The sequence below is a fragment of the Serratia montpellierensis genome, from assembly GCF_020858655.1.
Lineage (GTDB): Bacteria > Pseudomonadota > Gammaproteobacteria > Enterobacterales > Enterobacteriaceae > Serratia > Serratia montpellierensis.
Window position 1 is genome coordinate 1,012,047 of the sequence record NZ_VOSN01000013.1, and the last position, 20,941, is coordinate 1,032,987.

Here is a 20,941-nt window from a genome sequence, read left to right on the forward strand (position 1 = left end):
GGCGCTATTGCCCGTAGTAGGCGTGTTTGCCGTGCTTGCGCAGGAAATGTTTGTCCAATAGCTCCGGCTGCATCGGGGCGATGGCCGGCGCCAGCTGGCGAGTCGCCATCGCCATGATCGCTACCTCTTCCAGCACCACCGCGTTGTGCACCGCATCCGCCGCGTCCTTGCCCCAGGCAAACGGGCCGTGGGAGTATACCAGCACCCCCGGCACCTGCTGCGGATCGCGCCCAGCCTGATTGAAGGTCTCGATAATCACCTTGCCGGTTTCCCCCTCGTAATCGCCGGCGATCTCCGCCTCGCTCATCGGCCGGGTGCAGGGAATGTCGCCGTAAAAGTAGTCGGCGTGGGTGGTGCCCAGCGCCGGGATCGGCTGCCCGGCCTGCGCCCAAATGGTGGCGTTGCGGCTGTGGGTGTGCACCACGCCGCCGATATCGGCGAAGGCGCGGTACAGCGCCAGATGGGTGGCGGTGTCGGATGAGGGCTTGCGGTGCCCTTCGCGCACCTTGCCCTCCAGATCCACCACCACCAGATCCTCCAGCGTCATCGCCTCGTAGGCGATGCCCGAAGGCTTGATCACCACCAGCCCGCTCTGGCGGTCGATCGCCGAGACGTTGCCCCAGGTAAAGGTCACCAGCCCGTATGCCGGCAGGCTGAGGTTGGCGGCCAGCACCTGCCGCTTGAGTTCGTTCAGCATGCGATGCCTCCCTCATTCATTTGTTGTTCGAGCCAGGCCTTGGCCTGGGCGATGCGTTGCTTATCCTGCCCGTCTTCGCGCGCCCACATCTCCAGCAGGTAGGGGCCGCGATAGCCGAGCGCGTTGAGCACGGAAAAAGCGTGGGCGAAATCCACGCAGCCTTCGCCGAACGGCACGTCGCGGAACTGCCCGGCGCTGCCCGGCCCCACCGCCACGGTGTCTTTGAGGTGTATGGCGGTAATGCTGCCGATGCCCAGCGCCAGCTCGGCGGCGACGTCGTTGCCCCAGGCGCTGAGGTTGCCGAGATCGGGATACACCGTGAACCACGGGCTGTTAACGTGGCGGGCGATGTCGCACCATTTGCTGATGCTGTTGATGAACGGCGTGTCCATCACCTCCACCGACAGCATCACCTGCGCCCTGGCGGCCTGCGCCACCGCCCACTGCATGCCCTCGATAAAGCGCTCGCGGCTGTGGCGATCGGCCGGTTCGTAATAGACGTCGTAGCCCGCCAGCTGGATGTTGCGGATGCCGAGATCCGTCGCCAGTTCCAGCGCCTTGCTCATCAGCACCCGCGCCCGTTCGCGGGTGGCGGCGTCGGCGCTGCCGAACGGATCGCGCCGGTGCGCCGACAGGCACAGGCTCGGCACCGTCACCCCGCTGTCGAGCCGCGCCTGGATAAACGCCAGCCGCTGGCGGCGATCCCAGTCCAGCCGCTGCTGGCGCGCCGGCTGCTCGTCTATAGACATCTCCACGAACTCAAAGCCCAGCTCGGCGGCGGTGGCCAGCCGCTGCGGCCAGCCCAGATCGGCGGGCAGCGCCTTTTCATACAGCCCCAGACAGGCGGCGTTAGTCGTTTGCATCAGTCACCTCACTCAAAGCCTGAGCGACCGCCAGATAGCGCGCCTGCTGGGCGCGCAGGCGCCGGTGGGCGGCGGTCGCGGGATAATAACAGCGCAGCTTGGGCGGCGCGGCGGCGATCGCTTCGGCGAACCCGGCGTACTCCCCGGCGCCGACGGCGGCGCACAAGGCGGCGGCGCGGCAGCCGCTTTGCCGCGTTTCCACCACCTCAAGCGGCAGGTTGCCGGCGTCGGCGTACATCTGCATCCAGACCTCTGACTGCGTCGGCCCGCCGGTCATGCGCACCCGCTCGATGCGCGGATTCAGCTGCACCATGCGCTCCTGATGGATCAGGTGCGAGAACACGATGCCCTGGTAGATCGCCTGCACCACGTCCGCCATCTCGTGGTGGGCGCTCAGGCCGATCAGCCCGCCCGGCGTGTTGCCGCCGAGGTTGGAACCGTACAGATAAGGCAGGAACAGCAGCCCGCTGGGCTGCTCGCGGCGCTCGGCCACCCAGGCGTTGAACTGGGCATAGCGCTGCCGGTCGTCGGCGCAGAACTGGCGCAGGAACCAGGCCAGGTTACCGGCCGAGGTCGGGCTGCCTTCGTGCACGAAATAGCGGCCGTCGATGCAGTAGCGCCCCCAGGCGTAGGGGTAATCGGCGGGAATGATGCGCTCGGTCACGCAGGTGGCGATCGACCAGGTGCCCGCCACCGCGCTGAGCGTGCGATCGTCGGCCACGCCGGAGCTGAGCGCCGCGCCCACCACGTCGAACAGGCCGCCGTACACCGCAGTGCCCGTTCGCAGGCCGCACTGCGCCGCTGCAGCGGCCGTCACCCGCCCGGCCAGCTGCGCCGAGCCGATCACCGGCGCGGTCTTCTCCTGCGCCTCTTCGATGCCGAAGGCCGCCATCAGCGCCGGATCGTAAGCGCCGCTGTGCTGGTTAAACAGGTTGCTGCCGGAGATGTTGGTCACCTCGGCCGCCGCCTCGCCGGTGAGGCGAAAGCGCAGGTAGTCGTGCGCCATCAGGATGCGATCGACGACGGCGTACTGCGCCGGTTGCCGCTGCTTCAGCCAGCGCAGCAGCAGCGCCGGGTGGCTGGGCCACAGCGGCTGCAGGCTGCGCGGATAGGTCTGCGCGTCCACCCCGGCGCGGCGCAGCTCAGCCGCCGTGGCCGCCGCGCGGTTGTCCGAAGAGAGGATGCCGTTGCCGACCGGTTTGCCGTGGCGATCGATGGCGTACAGCCCTTTGCCGTGCGCCGAGAAACTGACGCCGCGCACCTGCCCGGCCTCCAGCCCCGCCGCGTGCAGCGTCTGGCGGATCGCCGCGCAGACGTCATCCCACAGCGCGTCCATATTGCGTTCGCTGAAGCCCGGCTGGGCGGCAATCGCCGCGCCGTCGCGCTCGGCGATCGCCAACTCTTCACCGTTTGCCCGGTACAGCCCGGCCTTGATCACCGTGCCGCCGACGTCTATGCCAAGAAAGACTGACATCGCGCCTCCTATTTGCGCCGCACGGAGCTGAGGTAGATGGCGGCCAGGATGATGCCGCCCTTCACCACGTTCTGGATATATGGCGACACGTTCATCAGATTGAGGCCGTTGTTGAGCACCCCGAGCATCATCGCCCCCACCAGCGTGCCGACGATGGCGCCGCGCCCGCCGGAGATCGCCGCCCCGCCCAGCACTACGGCGGCGATGGCGTCCAGCTCGAAGCCTTCGCCGGCGTTGGGCTGCCCGCTCATCAGGCGCGAGGTCAGCACCAGCCCGGCCAGCGCGGCGGTCAGGCCGCTGATCACGTACACCAGCATCTTGTAGCGCGGCACGCGGATGCCGCTCAGGCGCGCCGCCTCTTCGTTGCCGCCCATTGCATAGACGTAGCGGCCGAACGGCAGCTGGTTAAGCATCAGCCAGGCCAGCAGGTACACGCCGAGCATGATCAGGATCGGCACCTGAATGCCCAGCACCGTGCCGCGGCCGAAGAACGCGAAGACGTCGGGCAGGCCGGAGATCGGGTAGCCGCCGGTATAGAGCAGCGCCAGGCCGCGGGCGATGCCCATCGACGCCAGGGTGACGATGATCGGCGGCATGCGCAGGTAGGCGATGCAGGCGCCGTTGGCCAGGCCGAACAACGCGCCGACCGCCAGCGCCGCCACCATCGCCAGCGGAATGGGCACCGCCGCCAGCATCAGCCCGGCGGCGACCGAGCCGGCCAGCGCCATCACCGGCCCCACCGAGAGATCGATACCGCCGGTCAGGATGGCGCAGGTCATGCCCACCGCGATGATGGCGTTGATCGACACTTGGCGCGCCACGTTGGTCAGGTTGTTGACGCTGAGGAAGCTGTCGTTCAGCAGGCTCATCAATACGAACAAGACAGCGAAGCCGATAAACGGCAAGACCGCCGGGTGATGCAGCAGTTTTTCCCAGCGCTTGCCGAGGCTGGGGCCGGCGGCGCGGCGCGCCACGGCGGGTTGTTCAATTCCGATCATAAGGCACTCCCGGTCGCGTGAAGCATGATGTGGTTGGATTCGATGTCGTCGCCGGTCAGCTCGGCAACGATGTGGCCGCCGCGAAACACCAGCACGCGGTCGCACACGCCGATGATCTCCGGCAGTTCGGAGGAAATCATGATGATGGAGATGCCCTGCTGGGTCAGTTGCTGCATCAGCTGGTAGATCTCGGCCTTGGCGCCCACGTCGATGCCGCGCGTCGGCTCGTCGAAGATCAGGATGTTGCAGTCGTTGTTGAGCCAGCGGGCGATCACCACCTTCTGCTGGTTGCCGCCGCTCAGGGTGCTGACTGCGGTCTCGGCGTCCGGGGTTTTCACCCCCACGGCGCGAATCAGCCGCTGCACCACGTCGCGATCCTTGCGGGCGCTGACGAAGATCTTGCCGCGCCGGTGGTGCCGGTTGAGGGTGATGTTCTGCGCCACCGAGAACGGCAGCACCAGGCCCTCGGTTTTGCGGCTCTCCGGCAGCAGGCCGATACCCTGCGCCAGCGCCTGCGCCGGAGAGCGCAGCGCCGCCGGTTGGCCGCCGAGGCTGACGCGTTTGCGGTGGCAGCGGCTGGCGCCGATCAGCGCGGAGACGGTCTCGGTGCGCCCGGAGCCTACCAGCCCGGCGAAGCTGAGGATCTCGCCCTTGTGCAGCCGGAAACGGTCCGTCGTGCCGTGCTTCTCGCGCTGGATCTCCGCCTCCAGCAGCACCGTCGCGGTATCGACCGGGTGCTGTTTCACCGGGAAGGCGTTTTCGATTTTGCGCCCGACCATCAGCCGCACCAGCTCTTCCACGTTGGTGTCGCCGGTGGCCAGCGTTTCGATGTAGGTGCCGTCGCGCAGCACGGTGATGCGATCGCAGATGGTGAAGATCTCGTCCAGGTGGTGCGAGATAAACACCATGCCCACGCCCAACAGCCGCAGATCGTTCATCACGCTGAACAGGTGCTCGGCCTCGCCCGGCGTCAGCGTGGCGGTCGGTTCGTCCAGCACCAGCACCCGCGCCTCCAGCGACAGCGCCTTGGCGATCTCAACGAACTGCTGCTGCGCCACGCTCAGCTGCTCCACCGGGCAATCGAGATCGATAGCCACCGTCAGCCGCTTGAAAATCGCCTCGGCCTTGCGCCGCATCGCCCGCCGATCCAGCAGGCCCCAGCGGTTCCTGATCTCCCGGTTGAGGAAGATGTTGTCGATGGCGCTCATATAGGGAATCAACGAGAATTCCTGAAAAATAATGCCGACCCCCGCCTCGATCGCCTGGCGATAGTTGTTAAAGCGGCGCTGCTCGCCGTCAATAAAAATATCGCCCTCGTCCGGCTGATAGATACCGCACATGATTTTCACCAGCGTCGATTTGCCGGCGCCGTTTTCGCCCAGCAGGGCGTGCACTTCGCCGCGTTGAATGGCCAGATCGATGCCGTCCAGCGCCTTCACGCCGGGAAAGCTCTTTTTTATTCGCTTCAGTTCCAGTAAAGGTGTCACCGCATTGCCCTCCGCGCCGAACGCCCCGCCGCAGCGGGGCGAACCCGGCCGCTGTTACCAGCTAAAGCCGGCCGCATTGCTGCGGTCGATCAGCTTCACTTTGACCGGCACGGTTTTCGGCACCGTGGCGCCCCAGTAGCGGGCCAGCGCAATGCCGAGCGCGATGCGCAGCTGGTCGCGCGGGAACTGCGCCGAAGTGGCGATGAACGGCGAGTTCGGCTTGAGGATCTCTTTGATGGCTTCCGGCTGACCGTCGACGCTCACCAGCTTGACCTTGGCGCCGTTGCTTTCGATCGCCGCCAGGGCGCCGAGCGCGCCGACGTCGTTGACGCTGAAGATGCCCGCCAGATCCGGCGCCGACTGCAGCATGTTTTCGGTCACGGTCAGCGCGGTGTCACGCTCCTGCTTGCCGTTTTGCTTGGTGACGATCTTGATGTCGGGGTATTTCTTCATCGCCGCTTCAAAGCCGCGCACACGCTCCAGGATCGGCACCACTGGGATGCCGTCGAGGATCGCCACCTTGCCTTTGCCGCCCAGCGCTTTCGCCAGGTACTCGCCCGCCTGGAAGCCAGCGTCGTAGTTTTCCGAGCCGACGAACGAGTCCAGCGGCCCTTCCGCCTGCGCGTCGATCGCTACCACCACCGCGCCGGCCTTATGGGCGGAGATCACCGCCGACTGCACCCCCACCGAATCGGTCGGGTTGATCAGCAGGATATCCACCTTCTTCTGCAGCATGTCTTCCACGTCGCCGATCTGTTTGGCGACGTCATGGCGCGCATCGGCCACGTACACCTTGGCACCGATATCCGCCGCCGCCTGATCCAGTGCCTGCTTCATGGTGACGAAGTAGTCGTTGTTCATTTCCTGGAACGACATGCCGATAGTGATTTGCTTGGCCAGCGCCACATGGCTGGCCGCCAACATTCCACCGGCGACGATAAAAGGCAGGGTCTTTTTGAATAATGAAAACATAGCCAATTCTCCTGTAGGGAAGCTTCTTGTTGTGGTTATCAGAGCAACAGCATGTCTTTACGCTTGGCCGACCGGCCGGCCCCCCATTGCGGATGGACCGGCGATCGTGACTGCAACAGCGGTACGGCGGGAGGGTCAGGGAACCAGGATCACCTTGATGGAGTCGGTCGAGTCCGCCAGGGCGAAGGCTTCATCCCAGTCGTTCAATGAATAGCTGTGGGTAACCACGCCGCTTGAGGTCACCAGCCCGCGCTCGAACAGATCGATGGCGATTTCGTAGCTGTAGGGCGCCAGGTGCGCGCCGCGAATGTCCAGCTCTTTGCGATCGCCGATGATGGACCAATCGACGGTGGTTTCCTTACCGAACACACTGAACTCCACGAAGCGGCCCAGCTTGCGAATCATCTGCAGCCCCTGGGTGACGCCGATCGGCGCGCCGGTGGCCTCAATGTAGACGTCGCAGCCATAGCCGCCGGTCAGCGATTTGACGATCTGGTCGGCGTCTTCCTTCAGCGGGTTGATCACCACGTCGGCGCCGAACTCCTTCGCCAGCGCCAGCCGCTCGTCGATGGCGTCGATCACGATCAGTTTCTTCGGCGTTTTCAGGCGCGCCACCTGCACCATGCACAGCCCGAGCGGCCCGGCGCCGGCCAGCACCACCACGTCGTCCAGCTGGATGTCGCCGCGCGCCACGGTGTGAATGGCGCAGGCCATCGGCTCAATCAATACCGCGTCTTCATGGCTCAGGCTTTCCGGGATCTTGTGCACGATGGCGTTCTCGGAAAAACGCATGTACTCCGCCATGCCGCCCTCCGCCACGTCTTTCTGGAAGCCGTAAATGTTATGCGTCTCACACATCCAGTAGCTGCCGGATTTGCAGTAACGGCACTCCCAGCACGGCACGATCTGCTCGGCGATCACCCGCTCGCCGAGCCGGTATTTGCCTTCCGCGCCCTCGCCCAGCGCGGCGATGCGGCCGTAGAACTCATGCCCCGGCACCACCGGCGGTTTGACCCACGGGTTCTCCCCCCAAAACATCTGCGCGCCGTTCTTGCATTTGCAGTCGCCGGCGCAGATGCCGCAGCCTTCCACCTTGATCACCAGCTCGCGTGCCTTCGGCAGCGGCGTGGGCACCTGTTCGAAACGATAATCCTGCGGGCCATGGCAAACGACCGCGCGCATTTTTTCCGGCAACTGGCTCATCTCTTCCTCCAATACACTCGTTAAACGCTTGAATTCTCTTAATGTTGACGTTGTCATTTTTGTCTAATAAAAAACAACCAGCGTTATAAAATTATATATTTCAATAAATTAACCATTAAACACCTAGGAAAAATCAAAATGACAACGTGAACATAGAGCGACATATAACCAAAGCTGCAAAAATAATTATTTGAGCAAAATCACAGTTCGTTAACATTGCGGCTAAAAATGCTACAAATGCGGATCGCGATCCCATTTACGGGATCGGCGATCCGGGGGGATCCGCTAAATCAGCAGGCGCACGCGATCGTAGATCTGTCGATCTTCCGGCCGCGACGATCGCACCTGCTGGCGCAGGGTGCGCACCAGCGTATCGATAAACGTATGGGCGGCGGCGCTCAGAATGCTGTTGCGCCGGGTGACGATATTCAGCTGCGCCGGTTGGCAGCCCTCCCGCAGCGCCAACGGTTGCACGCGGGAGGCGAACTGCGGCAGCGCGGCGATCGGCCGCGGGCACCAGGTACACATCTCGGCGGACTCCACCAGCGCCTGCAGCATGCCGAACGAATGCGCCTGGATAATGCGCTGGCGCGGCAGGCACGCACCGTGGCGGTGGAACACCTCGTCGAGCAGCGCATCGAAACTTTCCTGGGTATAGCTCATCACCCAATCCTGCTCCAGCAGCTGATGCAGCGAGGTGCTGTGCGCCAGCGGGTGGCCGCGCCGCACCATGTACGCCGTTTCATACTCCAGCAGCGGCTCGCAGTGGAACTCCTGCGGCGCCGACGACGCCGGCAGCGGCGTGATGGCGAAATCCATCGTGCCCTCGCGCAGCTGCGACTGGGCGTTGGCCATCAGGCTTTCCGACAGTTCCAGCCGCACCGCCGGCACCTTGCTGCGAAATGCCATCACCGCCGGCGGCAGCACCGTCAACATCAGCCACGGGGTGATCGCCGCCTTGACCAGATCCGCCGTTCGCCCGCGCAGCGCCGCCATTTCGCCCTGCGCCTGCTCCAGCTGGTTCAACACCAGCCGGGCGTGCGCCAACAGGGTTTTGCCGTAGGGGGTAAAGCCCAGCCCGGTCGGGGTGCGGATCAGCAGCGGCAGCGCCTGCTCCTGCTCCAGTTCGCGCAGCGCGCGGGTCACCGCCGCCTGCGACAGCCCCAGATGCCGCGCCGCCGCGCGAATGCTGCCGCTGTCGGCGCTGGCCACCAGCGCCTGCAGTTGGTGCAGTTTCATGTTCACCTCCTGACAATCATCGGTTGTCAGCATAACCGAACGGCGGCTACCCAGCAAAAACGGAGTTTGCTAGTCTCGATGCCTATCCCTCTGCCCCGTTCCGTGCCCGTTAGCCGGGGCCCTTTGCCGGAGATCGTGATGATGCATTCACTGGTACTGCCTGATATCGCCGCCGTTCATGATGAGATGGTCGCCCTTCGCCGCCACCTTCACGCCCACCCGGAGCTGGGATTCCAGGAGTTCGCCACCTCGGATCTGGTGGCGCAACGGCTGGCGGAATGGGGTTACCGCGTCACGCGCGGCATAGGACAAACCGGCGTTGTCGCCACACTGCAACGTGGGCCGGGAAAATCGCTCGGCATCCGCGCCGACATGGACGCCCTGCCGATTGCCGAAACAACCGGCTTGCCGCACGCCAGCACCCATGCCGGGGTGATGCACGCCTGCGGCCACGACGGGCACACCGCCATGCTGTTGGCGGCGGCGCGCTATCTGGCGCAGCAGCCGAACTTCAGCGGCACCCTGCACCTGATCTTTCAGCCGGCGGAAGAAGGCGGCGGCGGCGCCAGAGTGATGATCGAAGACGGCCTGTTTGAGCGCTTCCCCTGCGACGCGGTGTTCGCCATGCACAACGTGCCCGGCTTCCCTACCGGCCACCTGGGCTTCGCCAGCGGCCCCTTTATGTGCTCGGCCGATACGGTACACATCACCCTACACGGCCACGGCGGCCACGGCGCGGTGCCGCAGAGCACCGTCGATCCGGTAGTGGCCTGCGCGGCCATCGTCATGAGCCTGCAAACCATCGTGGCGCGCAATATCGATCCGCAGGAAACGGCGATCGTCACCGTGGGGGCAATGCAGGCCGGCCAGGCCGCCAACGTGATCCCGGCGACCGCCACCCTGACGCTCAGCGTGCGCGCGCTGACGGCGGCGGTGCGTGAGCGGCTGGAGCAGCGCATCACCGAGCTGGTCACGGCGCAGGCCGCCAGCTTCGGCGCCCGCGCGGAGATCGACTATCAGCACGGCTACCCGGTGCTGGTGAACCACCCGGCAGAAACCGAGCTGGCGCGTGCCGTAGCCCTGGAATGGGCCGGAGAGAGCCGGGTTATCCCCACGCTGCGGCCGTTTACCGCCAGCGAAGATTTCGCCTTTATGCTGGAAAAGTGCCCGGGCAGCTACATCTCGATCGGCAACGGCCCCGCTACGCCGGGCAATTCCCTGCACAACCCCGGTTATGACTTCAATGACGACAGTCTGTCGCTGGGCGCCACCTACTGGGTCAAATTGGTCGAGCGTTTTTTAGCTCGCCCTGCGGTTTAATCGCCAACGCTGAGGAAATGACATGAAAACCATCAAAGGGCTGTTGTTGTTGCTGCCGCTGGCCGCGAGTTTTCCCGCGCTGAGCGGTGAATTTAGCGGCAAAGTGATCAAGCTGGGCATCGATCCCACCTTTCCGCCGCTGGAGTATAAAAACCCGCAGGGCAAGCTGACCGGCTTCGGCGTCGATATCGCCCAGGCGCTGTGCGACCAGATGCAGGCCAAATGCGTGTGGGTGGAAAGCAGTTGGGACGGCATGATCCCCGGCCTGCAGGCGAAGAAGTTCGACGCCATCGCCTCGTCGATGACCATCACGCCGCAGCGCCGGCAGCAGATCGCCTTCTCCAGCAAAGTCTCCAACGCCCCGGCGCGGCTGGTGGCGCATAAGGGCAGCAGCCTGCAACCGACCGCCGCCTCGCTGAAGGGCAAATCGGTCGGCGTGCAGCAAGGCTCCAGCCAGGAGGCCTACGCCAACGCGCTATGGCGCCCGGCCGGCGTTAACGTGGTGGCTTACCAAAGCCAGCAGGAAGTGAACGAAGATTTGGCCAACGGCCGGCTGGATGCGTCGCTGCTGGCCAGCGTCAGCGCCAGCGAGTTCTTCAAAACGCCCGGCGGCAAAGACTTTGCCTTTATCGGCGCCGAACTGACCGACAGCAAATACTTCGGCGTCGGCGACGGCATCGGGGTGCGCAAAGACGATACCGCGCTGCTTGGCGCCTTCAACGACGCGCTGCAGGCGATCCGTGCCAACGGCACTTACAAGAAAATCAACGACAAGTATTTCGACTTCGACATGTACGGCGCGGAGCAGTAACAAGCGTTCCCCGGCGGTCACCTGCAGATCGGGCAGGATGGGGAGGCGCCTTCGGCCGCCGGGGAACGCCCCCAACGGAAACGGCAGTGTCAGCAAGAACGGGAAATCAGGCGGGATAAGGATACGGGCCAGGCAGGACGCCCGGCCCGATAAAGCGGGTTACTTCACTTCGCCCATCGCCTTCAGCTTTTTGGACAGCTCGCGGCGCTCTTTGGACAGATCGGCATTTTTGATGATGTAGTCATCAACGCGATCTTCGTAGTCGCTACGCATGTTGGCGATGATGCCCTGAATGTCTTCAATGCTCATGCCGGGCTTGATGTACTCGCTCAGGTTGTCGAGCAGCAGCACGCGCTTCTGGTTATCACGAATTTTCTTTTCGTTGTCGACGATCTCGCGTTGCAGCTTGTTCTTGCGGCGGAACATACGCACAAACTCCAGCACGTCCTGGAAACTTGGCTTATTTGCATTATCCATCTTTATACCCTTGCTTTAGTAATACACAGATTCATTTGCTTACGGCCACATGGCACCAAGATACAGGTTTGTGGCGGTCCGGCACAACAGTGATTGCCTTATCTTACCCACTTTGCCCCGGCGGCCAAAACCCAAAGCGCCGCCTTCATGATCTGACCCCTTATTCACGCCCGGCGGCGGTGCAAACCTGGAGCAGATCCCCCAACTCCTCCAGCTGTTGCGCCAGCTCCATGCTGAGCCAGACATAGCCGTAAATCGGCGCTTCGCCGTGCTGGCCGAGGCTCACCTCCTGCATCAGCGTTTTCAGCTCGCCGGCGATCTCCACCAGCTGCCCCGCCGCCGCCTGCCGCTGCGCCTGCGGCCCTTCGCGCATCAGCACCGCCAGCGATTCCAGCGAGCTCAGCGTCAGCAGCTGGGTACTGCGCAGCGTGCGGGCGTTCAACATGATGAAGTGCGTTTCGCGCGAGGCCCAGTAGGCGTCGGCCATCAGCTCCAGCGTACACACCAGATTGCGGCTGAGGGTTTGCACCGCTTCGAACACCGCTTTGGGAATGCGGGTTTCCTTGCTGGCAGGCACGATCAGGCTGCGCAGCTTCACCACCTGATTCAACAGATCCTTGAGCTGCGGCTCCAGCCGCGGCCGCTCAATGACGTTCGGCGAAAAATAGGCGCCGTAGAGGCGGGCGGCGGTTTGCAGGCAGTCCGCCATGTGCATGCGCCACAGAATATAGGCGCGCTGTGGGTAGATGCTGGTGAACAGCAGCGCCAGCAACGAGCCGAAGATCACGTCGCCGCTGCGCCACAGCGCGGTATGCATGTCACCGGCGCCCGCGCCGCACACCACCGCCAGCGTGATCCCCACCAGCAGCGCCATATACGGCCGTTTGCCGAGCGTCAGGTAGCCGCAGACGAACATTACCACGCCGCACCAGACCAACATCAACGGCAGCGAATAGAGCTCCAGATACAGGGCAATCAGGCCGGACGCGGCGCCGAACACCGTGCCGGCAATGCGTTGCAGCGCCCGCTGCAGCACGTTGCCCCAAAACGAGATCGGCCCCATCACCACCACCAGGGTGATCAGCGGCCAGGTGCCTTCGGGCACCGCCAGCAAGCGGATCAGCAGAAAGGTCAGAATAAACGCCAGCCCAATACGCACGCCGTGAACGATGCGATAGTGGCGATAGGTCAGCAATTCAAGGGAAGAGATTTTTCGATCGAGGCGCACGATGCCTCCGATAAAGACCATCCAGGCCGCCATTTTAGCGGAGGAAGCCCGGCAAGGAAAAGGCGAATGAGGCGTCCCCCATTCGCGGTCAGGCTCAGGCGGCGTACTTGTCGACCAGCGCGCGCAGAACGGCGGCGGTTTCGACATCCATCACGCCGTCATACTTCTGCTGACGGAAGTGCAGCTGGAACGCGCGCACCAGTTGGCGATAGCCCTCTGCAGTGTTCGCCGCCGAGGTGTCGTAGCCGTATTGGGCGAACAGTTTCAGCAGATCGGCCTGCGCCGGCAGCCCCTGACGGCAGTATTCCTGCTGGCGCTGCTGCTTGGTCGCTTCGTCATACCAGGCGCCGACGCCGGCCTGATACAGCTGCTGCCACGGGAACTGCGGGCCCGGATCGCTCTTGCGGCCCGGCGCAATGTCGGAGTGCGCCACCACGTTCACCGGCGAGATGTCCGGATAACGCTGCAGGATATTCTGCGCCAGCTGGGTGACCGCCTCGATCTGCTGCGGATTGAACGGCGGGAAGGTGATGTTTTCACCGTCACCGCTCGCCAGGTTAACGATCTCGATGCCGATCGAGGTGTCGTTGATATTGCTGCGGGTGCCCCATTGGCTGGTGCCGGCATGCCAGGCGCGCTCGTTCTCGTCCACCAGGTTGAAAATGCGCACGCCGCTGAAGCCGGCGGCCTGATAGGTGGCCTCGGTCGGATCCGGCACCAGATAGTGCGCGCTGACCGATTTTCCGGTCAACGACTTCACCGAGTCAGCGAAGTTTTGCGCCGTGTAGTGCAGCACCAGAAAACGCACGCGGTGGCCGAAGCTGGCGACCGATCGGTAGCTATTGTAATCAATCTTGTACATCGTAAAGTCCCTCTCTCGTTTGATTTCACTGAGCGGCCCCTCATCATGACAGGCCGCCCCGCACAGGTGAACCCTTGGCTCACCCTTTTTGTTTTAGCTAATTGCTAAATCATGCGCAAGTGTTTTTTAGCAAAATCGTTATTTACCTTTTTGCTAAAGAGTGCGATCATTGCACGATGGAAACTAAAGAAATCAGGCGCAACAATCTGCGCGAATTGATGGCCCGCTACGCCCGGCAAGGCGTCAACCAGAATGAATTCGCCACGCTGGTTGAGTCTTCCGCGCCAACGCTGAGCCAAATCATCGGGGAAAAATCCTCCCGCAATCTTGGCGACAATCTGGCCAGGCGGATCGAGGCCAGGCTGAATTTGCCCAAGGGCTGGTTCGACGTGTTTCATGAAAAGCAGCTGGTGCGCCCGTTTGACAACGTGGCGGCGGAGTCGGACTTCCAGCCCGCCCGTTTAAAACCGGTGGTATGGGAAGATACCGAACAGGACAAGGAAGAGTTTGTGGAGATCCCGCTGCTGGATATTGATTTTTCCGCCGGCGACGGCTGCTATGAAATCGTCGATCGCGAGGAATTTTCGCTGATCTTCCGCCGTTACTATCTGCACAAGATGGGGGTGGCGGTCAACGCCGCGCGCATTATTCGCATCTCCGGCTCCAGCATGGAGCCGCGCCTGCAGGACGGCGACGTGGTCGGCATCAACACCGACGACACGCGCATCCGCGAAGGCAAGACCTACGCCATCCGCCACGGCAATTTGCTGCGGGTGAAGGTGCTGATCGAGCAGCCGGACGGCGGCGTCATCATCCGCTCCCTCAACCGGGAAGAGTACCAGGACGAGCACCTCAGCTATCAGCAGCGCAAAGAGCAACTGGTGGTGCTCGGCCGCGTCTTCTGGTCCTCTTCGTCCTGGTAACGGACGACAACGTCGGGCGCCCGCTGCGCCCGGCGGTTATTTGAAGTCCACCACCATCTGCTGCTGGATAGACAGCCCGCGGGTCGACTGCACGCAACCGGCGATGTAGTCGGTGAAACGCGGCGGCTTCGGCATGCCCAGCTTGAGGATTTTCTCGTTGCTGAAACGCACGTTGAGCATGGCGAACGATCCGTACAGGCGCATCGCCTTCAGCATCAGCCGCTCGTTGCACGGGCCGAAAATGTCTTTCAGCTGACGGCGCATTTTCACCAGCGCGTCATAGGTTACCTGCGCATACTCATCGCCCACCGGCGCCTTTTCCAGGGCCACCGCCATGGCGTTGTCAATTTCAGCAAAGCTGACGCTGCTCTCCTCACCGGCAGAGATGTGATAAACGTCGTTCTCCAGCGTTTCGCTGTTCATCAGCATTACCAGCGCATCCGCGCAGTAATCCACCGGGATCACGTCGATATTGTCCTGCAGCGAGCACATAAACTTGCGCAGCATCAGCGCCATGCCAAACACCCAGAAAATGCTGCTCGAAGGCTGGCAGCCCAGGCGGGTGTGCCCCACCACGATCGACGGACGAGCGATGGTCAGCGGCATTTGCGGGCAGCGTTGGCGCATCAGTTGTTCGATGGTGGATTTGGAACGCGTATATTCCACCAGGTGCTCGGCATCTTCCTCAAACTCGCCGCTCTCAGCCACCAGCGAACCCGGTTCCGGCGAACAGGACATGGCGGTACCGACGTGCAGGAAGCGTTTTAATCCCGGCACCTGCGCCATTCTTTCGGCAAAGGCCAGGGTGCCTTCTACGTTTACCTTCCAAATGAGCGGGTTATTACCAAATGAAGCAACGGCCGCGCAGTTAATAACGTGCGTGACATTGTTAATACGTGCGTCAGTTAAAAAGTCGGCCGGCTCGGAAAGGTCGCCCAACAATATATTTTCTATCGTAATTTTAGACAGCAGGTTCGCGTCGATATTAAACTTTTCCATATTCGTGCGAATACGGGCCAACCCTTGCTGTGCATCATCAGCGCGCACCAGTAAAAGATAATTAATAGACTGATTTTCAATCAGTAATTTTTCAAGAACTGCACCACCGAGAAAGCCGGTAGCGCCGGTCAACAGTAGCGTTTTCATAATTGTCACCCACATTGGTATTGAATGTGGAAGATTGTATCTGCGGATAATTAAACAAATATTAAATAGAATTACGGCACCTTGAGTCACTTTTCTTAATATTATCTTAAGGAATCTTTTGAAACATCCATCATGGATTTAGTAACAAAAGAGTCGGGCACGCTTTGCGATTAATCCCTACTGTTTAAATACCATTGATGTAACCCCTGATTTAATTAAACGGTCAATGTTATTTCTCTTCTCGTCCGTGGAGGACTTATGACCTATAACCAAAAAGCCTGGTTGGGGGTTTTACTGCTGTGCACCCTGTTTTGGGTGGCGGTGATCGGCGGCGCCTGCTCGCTGTATAACCGGGCGGATCGCCTCAATACCCACACGCAGGAGAGCGAGTTCGCCGCCCGCCACAGTCTGGCCCCCTGCTCGCAGCAAGGCGCTCAGGCATCCACCGCCCCCCGGAATGGGTAGGGACAAGACCCGCTAACGATCCTATTATGCCCTAAGGTTCACAGGGAGATAACGATGGCTCGAAAGCTGGATAGCTTACCGCAGGCACAACGCGAGAAAATAGAAACCGATTTGCTGGCCATCAGCGTGATCTACAACGAACGCTACGGCATCGCCTCGACCCAGGCGGAAACGGAACAACAGGTCCCCGACCACCTGCTCCCCTACTTTCATCAACGGCTGGATTATTATCGCCGTGCGTAATTGCGCGCATTTCGCTAACCGCCGCTTGGCATCGCTCCCCACGCCGTTACAATAGGGGCATATTGTATCCGCCACTGAAGAGACGCGATTTTGAGCAGCAAGGCAACGGCCACATTTTATATTCACGATTACGAAACCTTCGGCAAGAGCCCGTCGCTGGATCGCCCGGCGCAGTTCGCCGGCGTGCGCACCGATATGGATTTCAACATTATCGAAGAGCCGCTGGTCATCTACTGCGCCCCGGCCGACGATTACCTGCCGGAACCCGAGGCGGTGATGATCACCGGCATCACGCCGCAGGTGGCGCGCGCCAAAGGCGTTAACGAGGCCGAGTTCACCCGCCAAATCCATCAGGCCTTCAGCGTGGCCGGCACCTGCATTCTCGGTTACAACAACATCCGCTTCGATGACGAAGTGAGCCGCAATATCTTCTATCGCAACTTCTACGATCCCTATGCCTACAGCTGGCAAAACGGCAACTCGCGCTGGGATCTGCTGGATGTGATGCGCGCCTGCTATGCCCTGCGCCCGGACGGCATCGTCTGGCCGGAAAACGAAGACGGCTTCCCCAGCTTCCGCCTGGAACACCTGACGCGCGCCAACGGCGTCGAGCACACGCAGGCTCACGATGCGATGTCGGACGTTTACGCCACCATCGCCATGGCCAAGCTGGTCAAGCAGGCGCAGCCGCGGCTGTTCGATTTCCTGTTGCAGCATCGCAATAAGCACAAGCTGAACGCCCTGATCGACGTCGCCGACATGACGCCGCTGGTGCACGTCTCCGGCATGTTCGGCGCGGCGCGCGGTAACACCAGCTGGGTGTCGCCGCTGGCCTGGCACCCGGACAACAAGAACGCGGTGATCATGTGCGATCTCGCCGGCGATATGACGCCGCTGCTGACGCTGAGCGCCGAGCAGCTGCGTGAACGGCTGTATACGCGCCGCGACGACCTGGCGCCGGATCAGGTACCGGTGCCGATCAAGCTGGTGCACATCAACAAATGCCCGGTGCTGGCACCGGCCAAAACCCTGCTGCCGGAGAACGCCGAGCGGCTGGGCATCGATCGCCAGGCCTGCCTGCAGAACCTGCAGCTGCTGAAACAGCACCCGGAAGTGCGCGAGAAAGTGGTGGCGCTGTTCGCCGAAGCCGCACCGTTCAAAGGCTCCGACGACGTCGACGCCCGGTTGTACGACGGTTTCTTCAGCGACGCCGACAAAGCGGCGATGAGGATTATCCAGCAGACCAAGCCACAGAACCTGCCGGCGCTGGATCTGGCCTTCAGCGACGGCCGCATGAAAGAGCTGCTGTTCCGCTTCCGCGCGCGCAACTATCCGAATACGCTGGACGATGCCGAGCAGCGCCGCTGGCTGCAACACCGCCAGGAAGCGTTGAGCGCTGAACGCGTGCAGAGTTATCTGCTGCAGCTCGAATCGCTGTATAACCTGCACGAAGGCGACAAAGAGAAAACGGCCCTGCTGAAAGCGCTGTTCGATTACGGCAAAGAGTTGGTGGGATAAAACCCGCAGCAGCAGAAAAGGAAAAGGCCGCAAATGCGGCCTTTTTTGTGGCTGAGGAGGCGGCTCGCGCTTAGGCGGCGTCTTCGCTCGCTTGCGGCACCGGCAGGCGGAAGCTGCGGGTGACGACGGCCAGGTAGATCAGGCCGATGGTCGCCCAAACCAGACCCAGCGTCATCGAGCTGGCTTCCAGGTTGATCCACAGCGCGCCGACGGTCAGTGCGCCCATCACCGGCAGGATCAGGTAGTTGAACGTGTCCTTCACGGTGCGGTTCATCTTGTCGCGAATATAGAACTGCGAAATCACCGACAGGTTGACGAAGGTGAAGGCCACCAGCGCACCGAAGTTGATCAGCGCAGTCGCGGTCACCAGGTCAAACGACACCGCGGACAGCGCGATGGCGCCAACCAGCAGCACGTTCAGCGCCGGGGTACGCCACTTCGGATGCACATAGCCGAAGAAGCGAGTCGGGAACACGCCGTCGCGGCCCATCACGTACATCAGGCGCGAAACGCCCGCGTGCGCCGCCATGCCTGACGCCAATACCGTCACGCAGGAGAACACCAGGATCACCGACTGGAAGAATTTGCCCGCCACGTACAGCATGATTTCAGGCTGCGACGCGTCAGGATCCTTGAAGCGCGAGATGTCCGGGAAGTACAGCTGCACGAAGTAAGACACCACGATAAAGATGATGCCGCCGATCAGCGCCGTCAGGAAAATGGCTTTCGGGATCACTTTCTCTGCGTCTTTGGTCTCTTCGGACAGCGAGCTGATGCCGTCGAAGCCCAGGAACGAGAAGCACAGGATGGTCGCGCCGGTAATCATCGGCACCACGTGGGCGTTATCGGACCAGAACGGGCGGCTGCTGACCAGCGTACCGGCGCCTTCGCCGTGGTAAATGCCGTTGATCACCAGGCCGAGGAACACGATCATGATCGCCACCTGCACCACCACGATGATGGAGTTCAGGTTAGCCACCAGCTTGATGCCGCGCAGGTTGAAAATCGTCATCAAGCCGACCAGCACCGCCACGAAGATCCAGGACGGTACGCCCGGGAAGATCGCTTCCAGGTAAATCTTGGCCAGCAAAATGTTGATCATCGGCATGAACAGGTAGTCCAGCAGCGATGACCAGCCCACCATAAAGCCGACGTGCGGGCTGATGGCTTTCTGGGCGTAGGTGTAGGCGGAACCGGCGGAAGGGAATTTCTTCACCAGCTTGCCATAGCTCAGGGCGGTAAACAGGATCGCCAGCAGAGCGAAGGCGTACGCGGTCGCGACGTGACCATCGGTCAGGCCGGATACGATGCCGAAGGTATCGAAAATGGTCATTGGCTGCAGGTAAGCCAAGCCCATCATCACTACCGGAACTAATGTCAGGGTTTTACGCAGCTGAGTGCGCTGAGCCGGAGCGGCGTTGATGGTGTTATCGGACATTGGTCAGCCCCCCCTTACCTTGAGCCTTGCGGATGGCGGACACGCCAAGACTTAAGGTTGCGGGGAAACTTCGCAACGAGCGACTTAATTCTAAAAGAAGGGGATTGTAAGCTGGATAACGGGTCGAGGTAACCTCGGCTGCTCCATAGTCGCTGCGGCCACAGCGGAAACCGGCGGGCACCGGTGCTAAAGTGAAAAATTGCCCCATCTTTCTAATCCTCATGAGTCACGACCATAAAGTTTTGTTTGATCGTGCACGAAACTATTTATCTATCCGGATCGGTGTCCGGCCTCGCTTGGTGTATGAAACGCTACGTTGGTAAAACTTAATGCAAAAAAAATAACCGACGCTTTCAAAACGTCGGCTATCTGCATTTGAGATATTTTGCACCAGAATGCCTCCGGATGACAAGATCCGGAAACCCTCAAATACAAATTCTTTTTGTCGATCGCGCGGAAAACCAGCCCGGCAGGCGAATTAATCCGCTACCGGCAGGCCCGTCACCCGCACATACCTCTTACTTTATACGCCCATTCAGGCATTTTTCAACATCCAGTCGATCTCGGTTTCCGTCACCCGCCGTTCAAACTGCAGCAGCTCGTCCGTCTTACAGGCGTGATACACCTGGGTGAAACGCTCGCCCAGATAGTGCGTCAGCGCGTGCTGATGTTCAAACTCGTACAACGCGTCGCTCTGGCGGATCGGCAGCGGCAGCCCCTCCTGCTCCAGCCCGTTGCCGGTCACCGCCTCAGGCAGCGGCAGCACGTTGTCCAGCCCGTACAGCATGCCGGCCAGGATCGCCGCCATCACCAGATACGGATTGGCGTCGGCGCCGGCCACGCGGTACTCCACCCGGTGGTTCTCCGGTTCGCCGCAGGGAATGCGCAGCGCCACGGTGCGGTTGTTGTGGCCCCAGGCGGCCTGGATCGGCACATACATCCCCGGCTGGAAGCGCCGGTAGGCGTTGACGTTCGGCGCCAGCAGTGCCATCGACGCCGGCATCAGGGTGATCATCCCGGCCAATGCCTGTTTCAATAGCGGCGAATCCTCGCCTTCGGCGTCGGCGAACAGGTTGTTGCCCGCCCCGTCCTGCATGCTGACATGCACATGCATGCCGCTGCCGGCGTAATCCTCATAGGGTTTGGCCATAAAGGTGGCGTGCATGTCGTGGTTCTCGGCCACCAGCCGCACCAGCCGCTTCAGCGCCAGCGCGTGGTCGCAGGCCAGCAGGATGTCGTCGGTATGACGCAGGTTGACCTCGAACTGCCCCGGCGACGCCTCCGCCACCGCGCCGTCCGCCGGCAGCCCCTGCAGCTTCGCCAGCGCGTCGATATCGTTCAGCACCTCGGCGAAATGGTCCAGATTATCGACGGAATACACCTGGCTTTGGGTGTTGCGCTCCTGAGTGCCGGGCGCACACGGCGGCTGCAGATCGCCTTCCGCGTCACGCAGCCTATCGATGAGATAAAACTCCAGCTCTACCGCTGCCACCGGGAACAAACCGCGCTGGCGCAGCGCCTGCCACACGCGGTTCAGCACATTACGGGGTTCAACGTCAAAGGGAGTGCCATCTTCA

General features: G+C 61.9%; 20 protein-coding genes. 6 read left to right on the forward strand and 14 right to left on the reverse strand.

What is annotated here, in order from left to right:
- Positions 1-4 precede the first annotated feature (4 nt).
- From araD to FUU19_RS16605, 8 genes are all read right to left on the reverse strand, one after another.
- Positions 5-697: an L-ribulose-5-phosphate 4-epimerase gene (gene araD, locus FUU19_RS16570; protein ID WP_033632583.1), complete on the reverse strand. Its 693-nt coding sequence runs from the start codon at positions 695-697 to the stop codon at positions 5-7.
- Positions 691-1,560, reverse strand: coding sequence for an L-ribulose-5-phosphate 3-epimerase (locus FUU19_RS16575; RefSeq protein ID WP_230507227.1), 870 nt, complete (start codon positions 1,558-1,560; stop codon positions 691-693). The genes araD and FUU19_RS16575 overlap by 7 nt, the downstream gene beginning before the upstream one ends.
- Positions 1,547-3,034 carry an FGGY-family carbohydrate kinase gene (locus FUU19_RS16580; RefSeq protein ID WP_230507229.1) on the reverse strand — a complete coding sequence of 496 codons (1,488 nt, stop codon included), beginning with the start codon at positions 3,032-3,034 and terminating at the stop codon, positions 1,547-1,549. Before FUU19_RS16580 ends, FUU19_RS16575 begins: the two co-directional genes overlap by 14 nt.
- An 8-nt stretch (positions 3,035-3,042) precedes the next feature.
- On the reverse strand, positions 3,043-4,032 hold the full coding sequence (locus FUU19_RS16585; protein WP_159318251.1) for an ABC transporter permease: 990 nt from the start codon (positions 4,030-4,032) through the stop codon (positions 3,043-3,045).
- On the reverse strand, positions 4,029-5,519 hold the full coding sequence (locus FUU19_RS16590; RefSeq protein ID WP_230490704.1) for a sugar ABC transporter ATP-binding protein: 1,491 nt from the start codon (positions 5,517-5,519) through the stop codon (positions 4,029-4,031). Before FUU19_RS16590 ends, FUU19_RS16585 begins: the two co-directional genes overlap by 4 nt.
- Before the next feature lie 54 nt (positions 5,520-5,573).
- The gene (locus tag FUU19_RS16595; protein WP_115436290.1) at positions 5,574-6,491 is read right to left on the reverse strand and encodes an ABC transporter substrate-binding protein; all 918 of its coding nucleotides are present in this window, start codon (positions 6,489-6,491) and stop codon (positions 5,574-5,576) included.
- A gap of 135 nt (positions 6,492-6,626) precedes the next feature.
- Positions 6,627-7,694: a zinc-binding dehydrogenase gene (locus FUU19_RS16600; protein ID WP_171454403.1), complete on the reverse strand. Its 1,068-nt coding sequence runs from the start codon at positions 7,692-7,694 to the stop codon at positions 6,627-6,629.
- Positions 7,695-7,979: 285 nt separating this feature from the next.
- Positions 7,980-8,933, reverse strand: coding sequence for a LysR family transcriptional regulator (locus tag FUU19_RS16605; RefSeq protein ID WP_230490703.1), 954 nt, complete (start codon positions 8,931-8,933; stop codon positions 7,980-7,982).
- Positions 8,934-9,071: 138 nt separating this feature from the next.
- Between FUU19_RS16605 and FUU19_RS16610 the strand changes: the two genes are divergently transcribed.
- Together FUU19_RS16610 and FUU19_RS16615 are read left to right on the forward strand one after the other, a co-directional pair.
- Positions 9,072-10,253, forward strand: coding sequence for a M20 aminoacylase family protein (locus tag FUU19_RS16610; protein WP_230490702.1), 1,182 nt, complete (start codon positions 9,072-9,074; stop codon positions 10,251-10,253).
- 22 nt (positions 10,254-10,275) lie between these two features.
- Complete coding sequence (locus FUU19_RS16615) at positions 10,276-11,064, forward strand: ABC transporter substrate-binding protein (protein WP_230490701.1); 789 nt, start codon at positions 10,276-10,278, stop codon at positions 11,062-11,064.
- Positions 11,065-11,223: 159 nt separating this feature from the next.
- Here the strand turns inward: FUU19_RS16615 and tmaR are convergent, their stop codons facing one another.
- From tmaR to FUU19_RS16630, 3 genes are all read right to left on the reverse strand, one after another.
- Positions 11,224-11,541 carry a PTS system regulator TmaR gene (gene tmaR, locus FUU19_RS16620; RefSeq protein WP_004935612.1) on the reverse strand — a complete coding sequence of 106 codons (318 nt, stop codon included), beginning with the start codon at positions 11,539-11,541 and terminating at the stop codon, positions 11,224-11,226.
- Between the two features lie 160 nt (positions 11,542-11,701).
- Positions 11,702-12,769, reverse strand: a complete 1,068-nt coding sequence (locus tag FUU19_RS16625; RefSeq protein ID WP_141972844.1) for an FUSC family protein — start codon at positions 12,767-12,769, stop codon at positions 11,702-11,704.
- A gap of 94 nt (positions 12,770-12,863) precedes the next feature.
- Positions 12,864-13,631 (reverse strand): N-acetylmuramoyl-L-alanine amidase, encoded by a 768-nt coding sequence (locus FUU19_RS16630; protein WP_230490700.1) that lies wholly within the window; start codon positions 13,629-13,631, stop codon positions 12,864-12,866.
- Positions 13,632-13,807: 176 nt separating this feature from the next.
- On the opposite strand from FUU19_RS16630, the gene FUU19_RS16635 reads away from it, so the two are divergent.
- Positions 13,808-14,554, forward strand: coding sequence for a S24 family peptidase (locus tag FUU19_RS16635; protein ID WP_019453597.1), 747 nt, complete (start codon positions 13,808-13,810; stop codon positions 14,552-14,554).
- A 36-nt stretch (positions 14,555-14,590) separates the two neighbouring features.
- On the opposite strand, the gene FUU19_RS16640 is transcribed toward FUU19_RS16635, so the two are convergent.
- A complete protein-coding gene (locus tag FUU19_RS16640; RefSeq protein WP_141967737.1) occupies positions 14,591-15,700 on the reverse strand; it encodes an SDR family oxidoreductase in 1,110 nt (369 codons plus the stop codon).
- Between the two features lie 258 nt (positions 15,701-15,958).
- Here FUU19_RS16640 and FUU19_RS16645 point away from each other — a divergent pair, with 258 nt between their 5' ends.
- The 3 genes from FUU19_RS16645 to sbcB all read left to right on the forward strand — a co-directional run bounded on the left by FUU19_RS16645 (position 15,959) and on the right by sbcB (position 17,926).
- Positions 15,959-16,165 carry a hypothetical protein gene (locus tag FUU19_RS16645; RefSeq protein WP_141967735.1) on the forward strand — a complete coding sequence of 69 codons (207 nt, stop codon included), beginning with the start codon at positions 15,959-15,961 and terminating at the stop codon, positions 16,163-16,165.
- A gap of 54 nt (positions 16,166-16,219) precedes the next feature.
- Positions 16,220-16,408 carry a DNA polymerase III subunit theta gene (locus FUU19_RS16650; protein ID WP_141967733.1) on the forward strand — a complete coding sequence of 63 codons (189 nt, stop codon included), beginning with the start codon at positions 16,220-16,222 and terminating at the stop codon, positions 16,406-16,408.
- 90 nt (positions 16,409-16,498) lie between these two features.
- The gene (sbcB, locus tag FUU19_RS16655) at positions 16,499-17,926 is read left to right on the forward strand and encodes an exodeoxyribonuclease I (RefSeq protein ID WP_230490699.1); all 1,428 of its coding nucleotides are present in this window, start codon (positions 16,499-16,501) and stop codon (positions 17,924-17,926) included.
- A 70-nt stretch (positions 17,927-17,996) separates the two neighbouring features.
- Here the strand turns inward: sbcB and FUU19_RS16660 are convergent, their stop codons facing one another.
- Both FUU19_RS16660 and FUU19_RS16665 read right to left on the reverse strand, forming a co-directional pair.
- Entirely contained in the window at positions 17,997-19,364 is a 1,368-nt protein-coding gene (locus FUU19_RS16660) for an APC family permease (RefSeq protein WP_019453602.1), read from the reverse strand.
- Positions 19,365-19,899: 535 nt separating this feature from the next.
- A partial coding sequence (locus FUU19_RS16665; protein WP_230507238.1) for a glutamine synthetase family protein occupies positions 19,900-20,941 on the reverse strand: 1,042 nt, incomplete at its 5' end.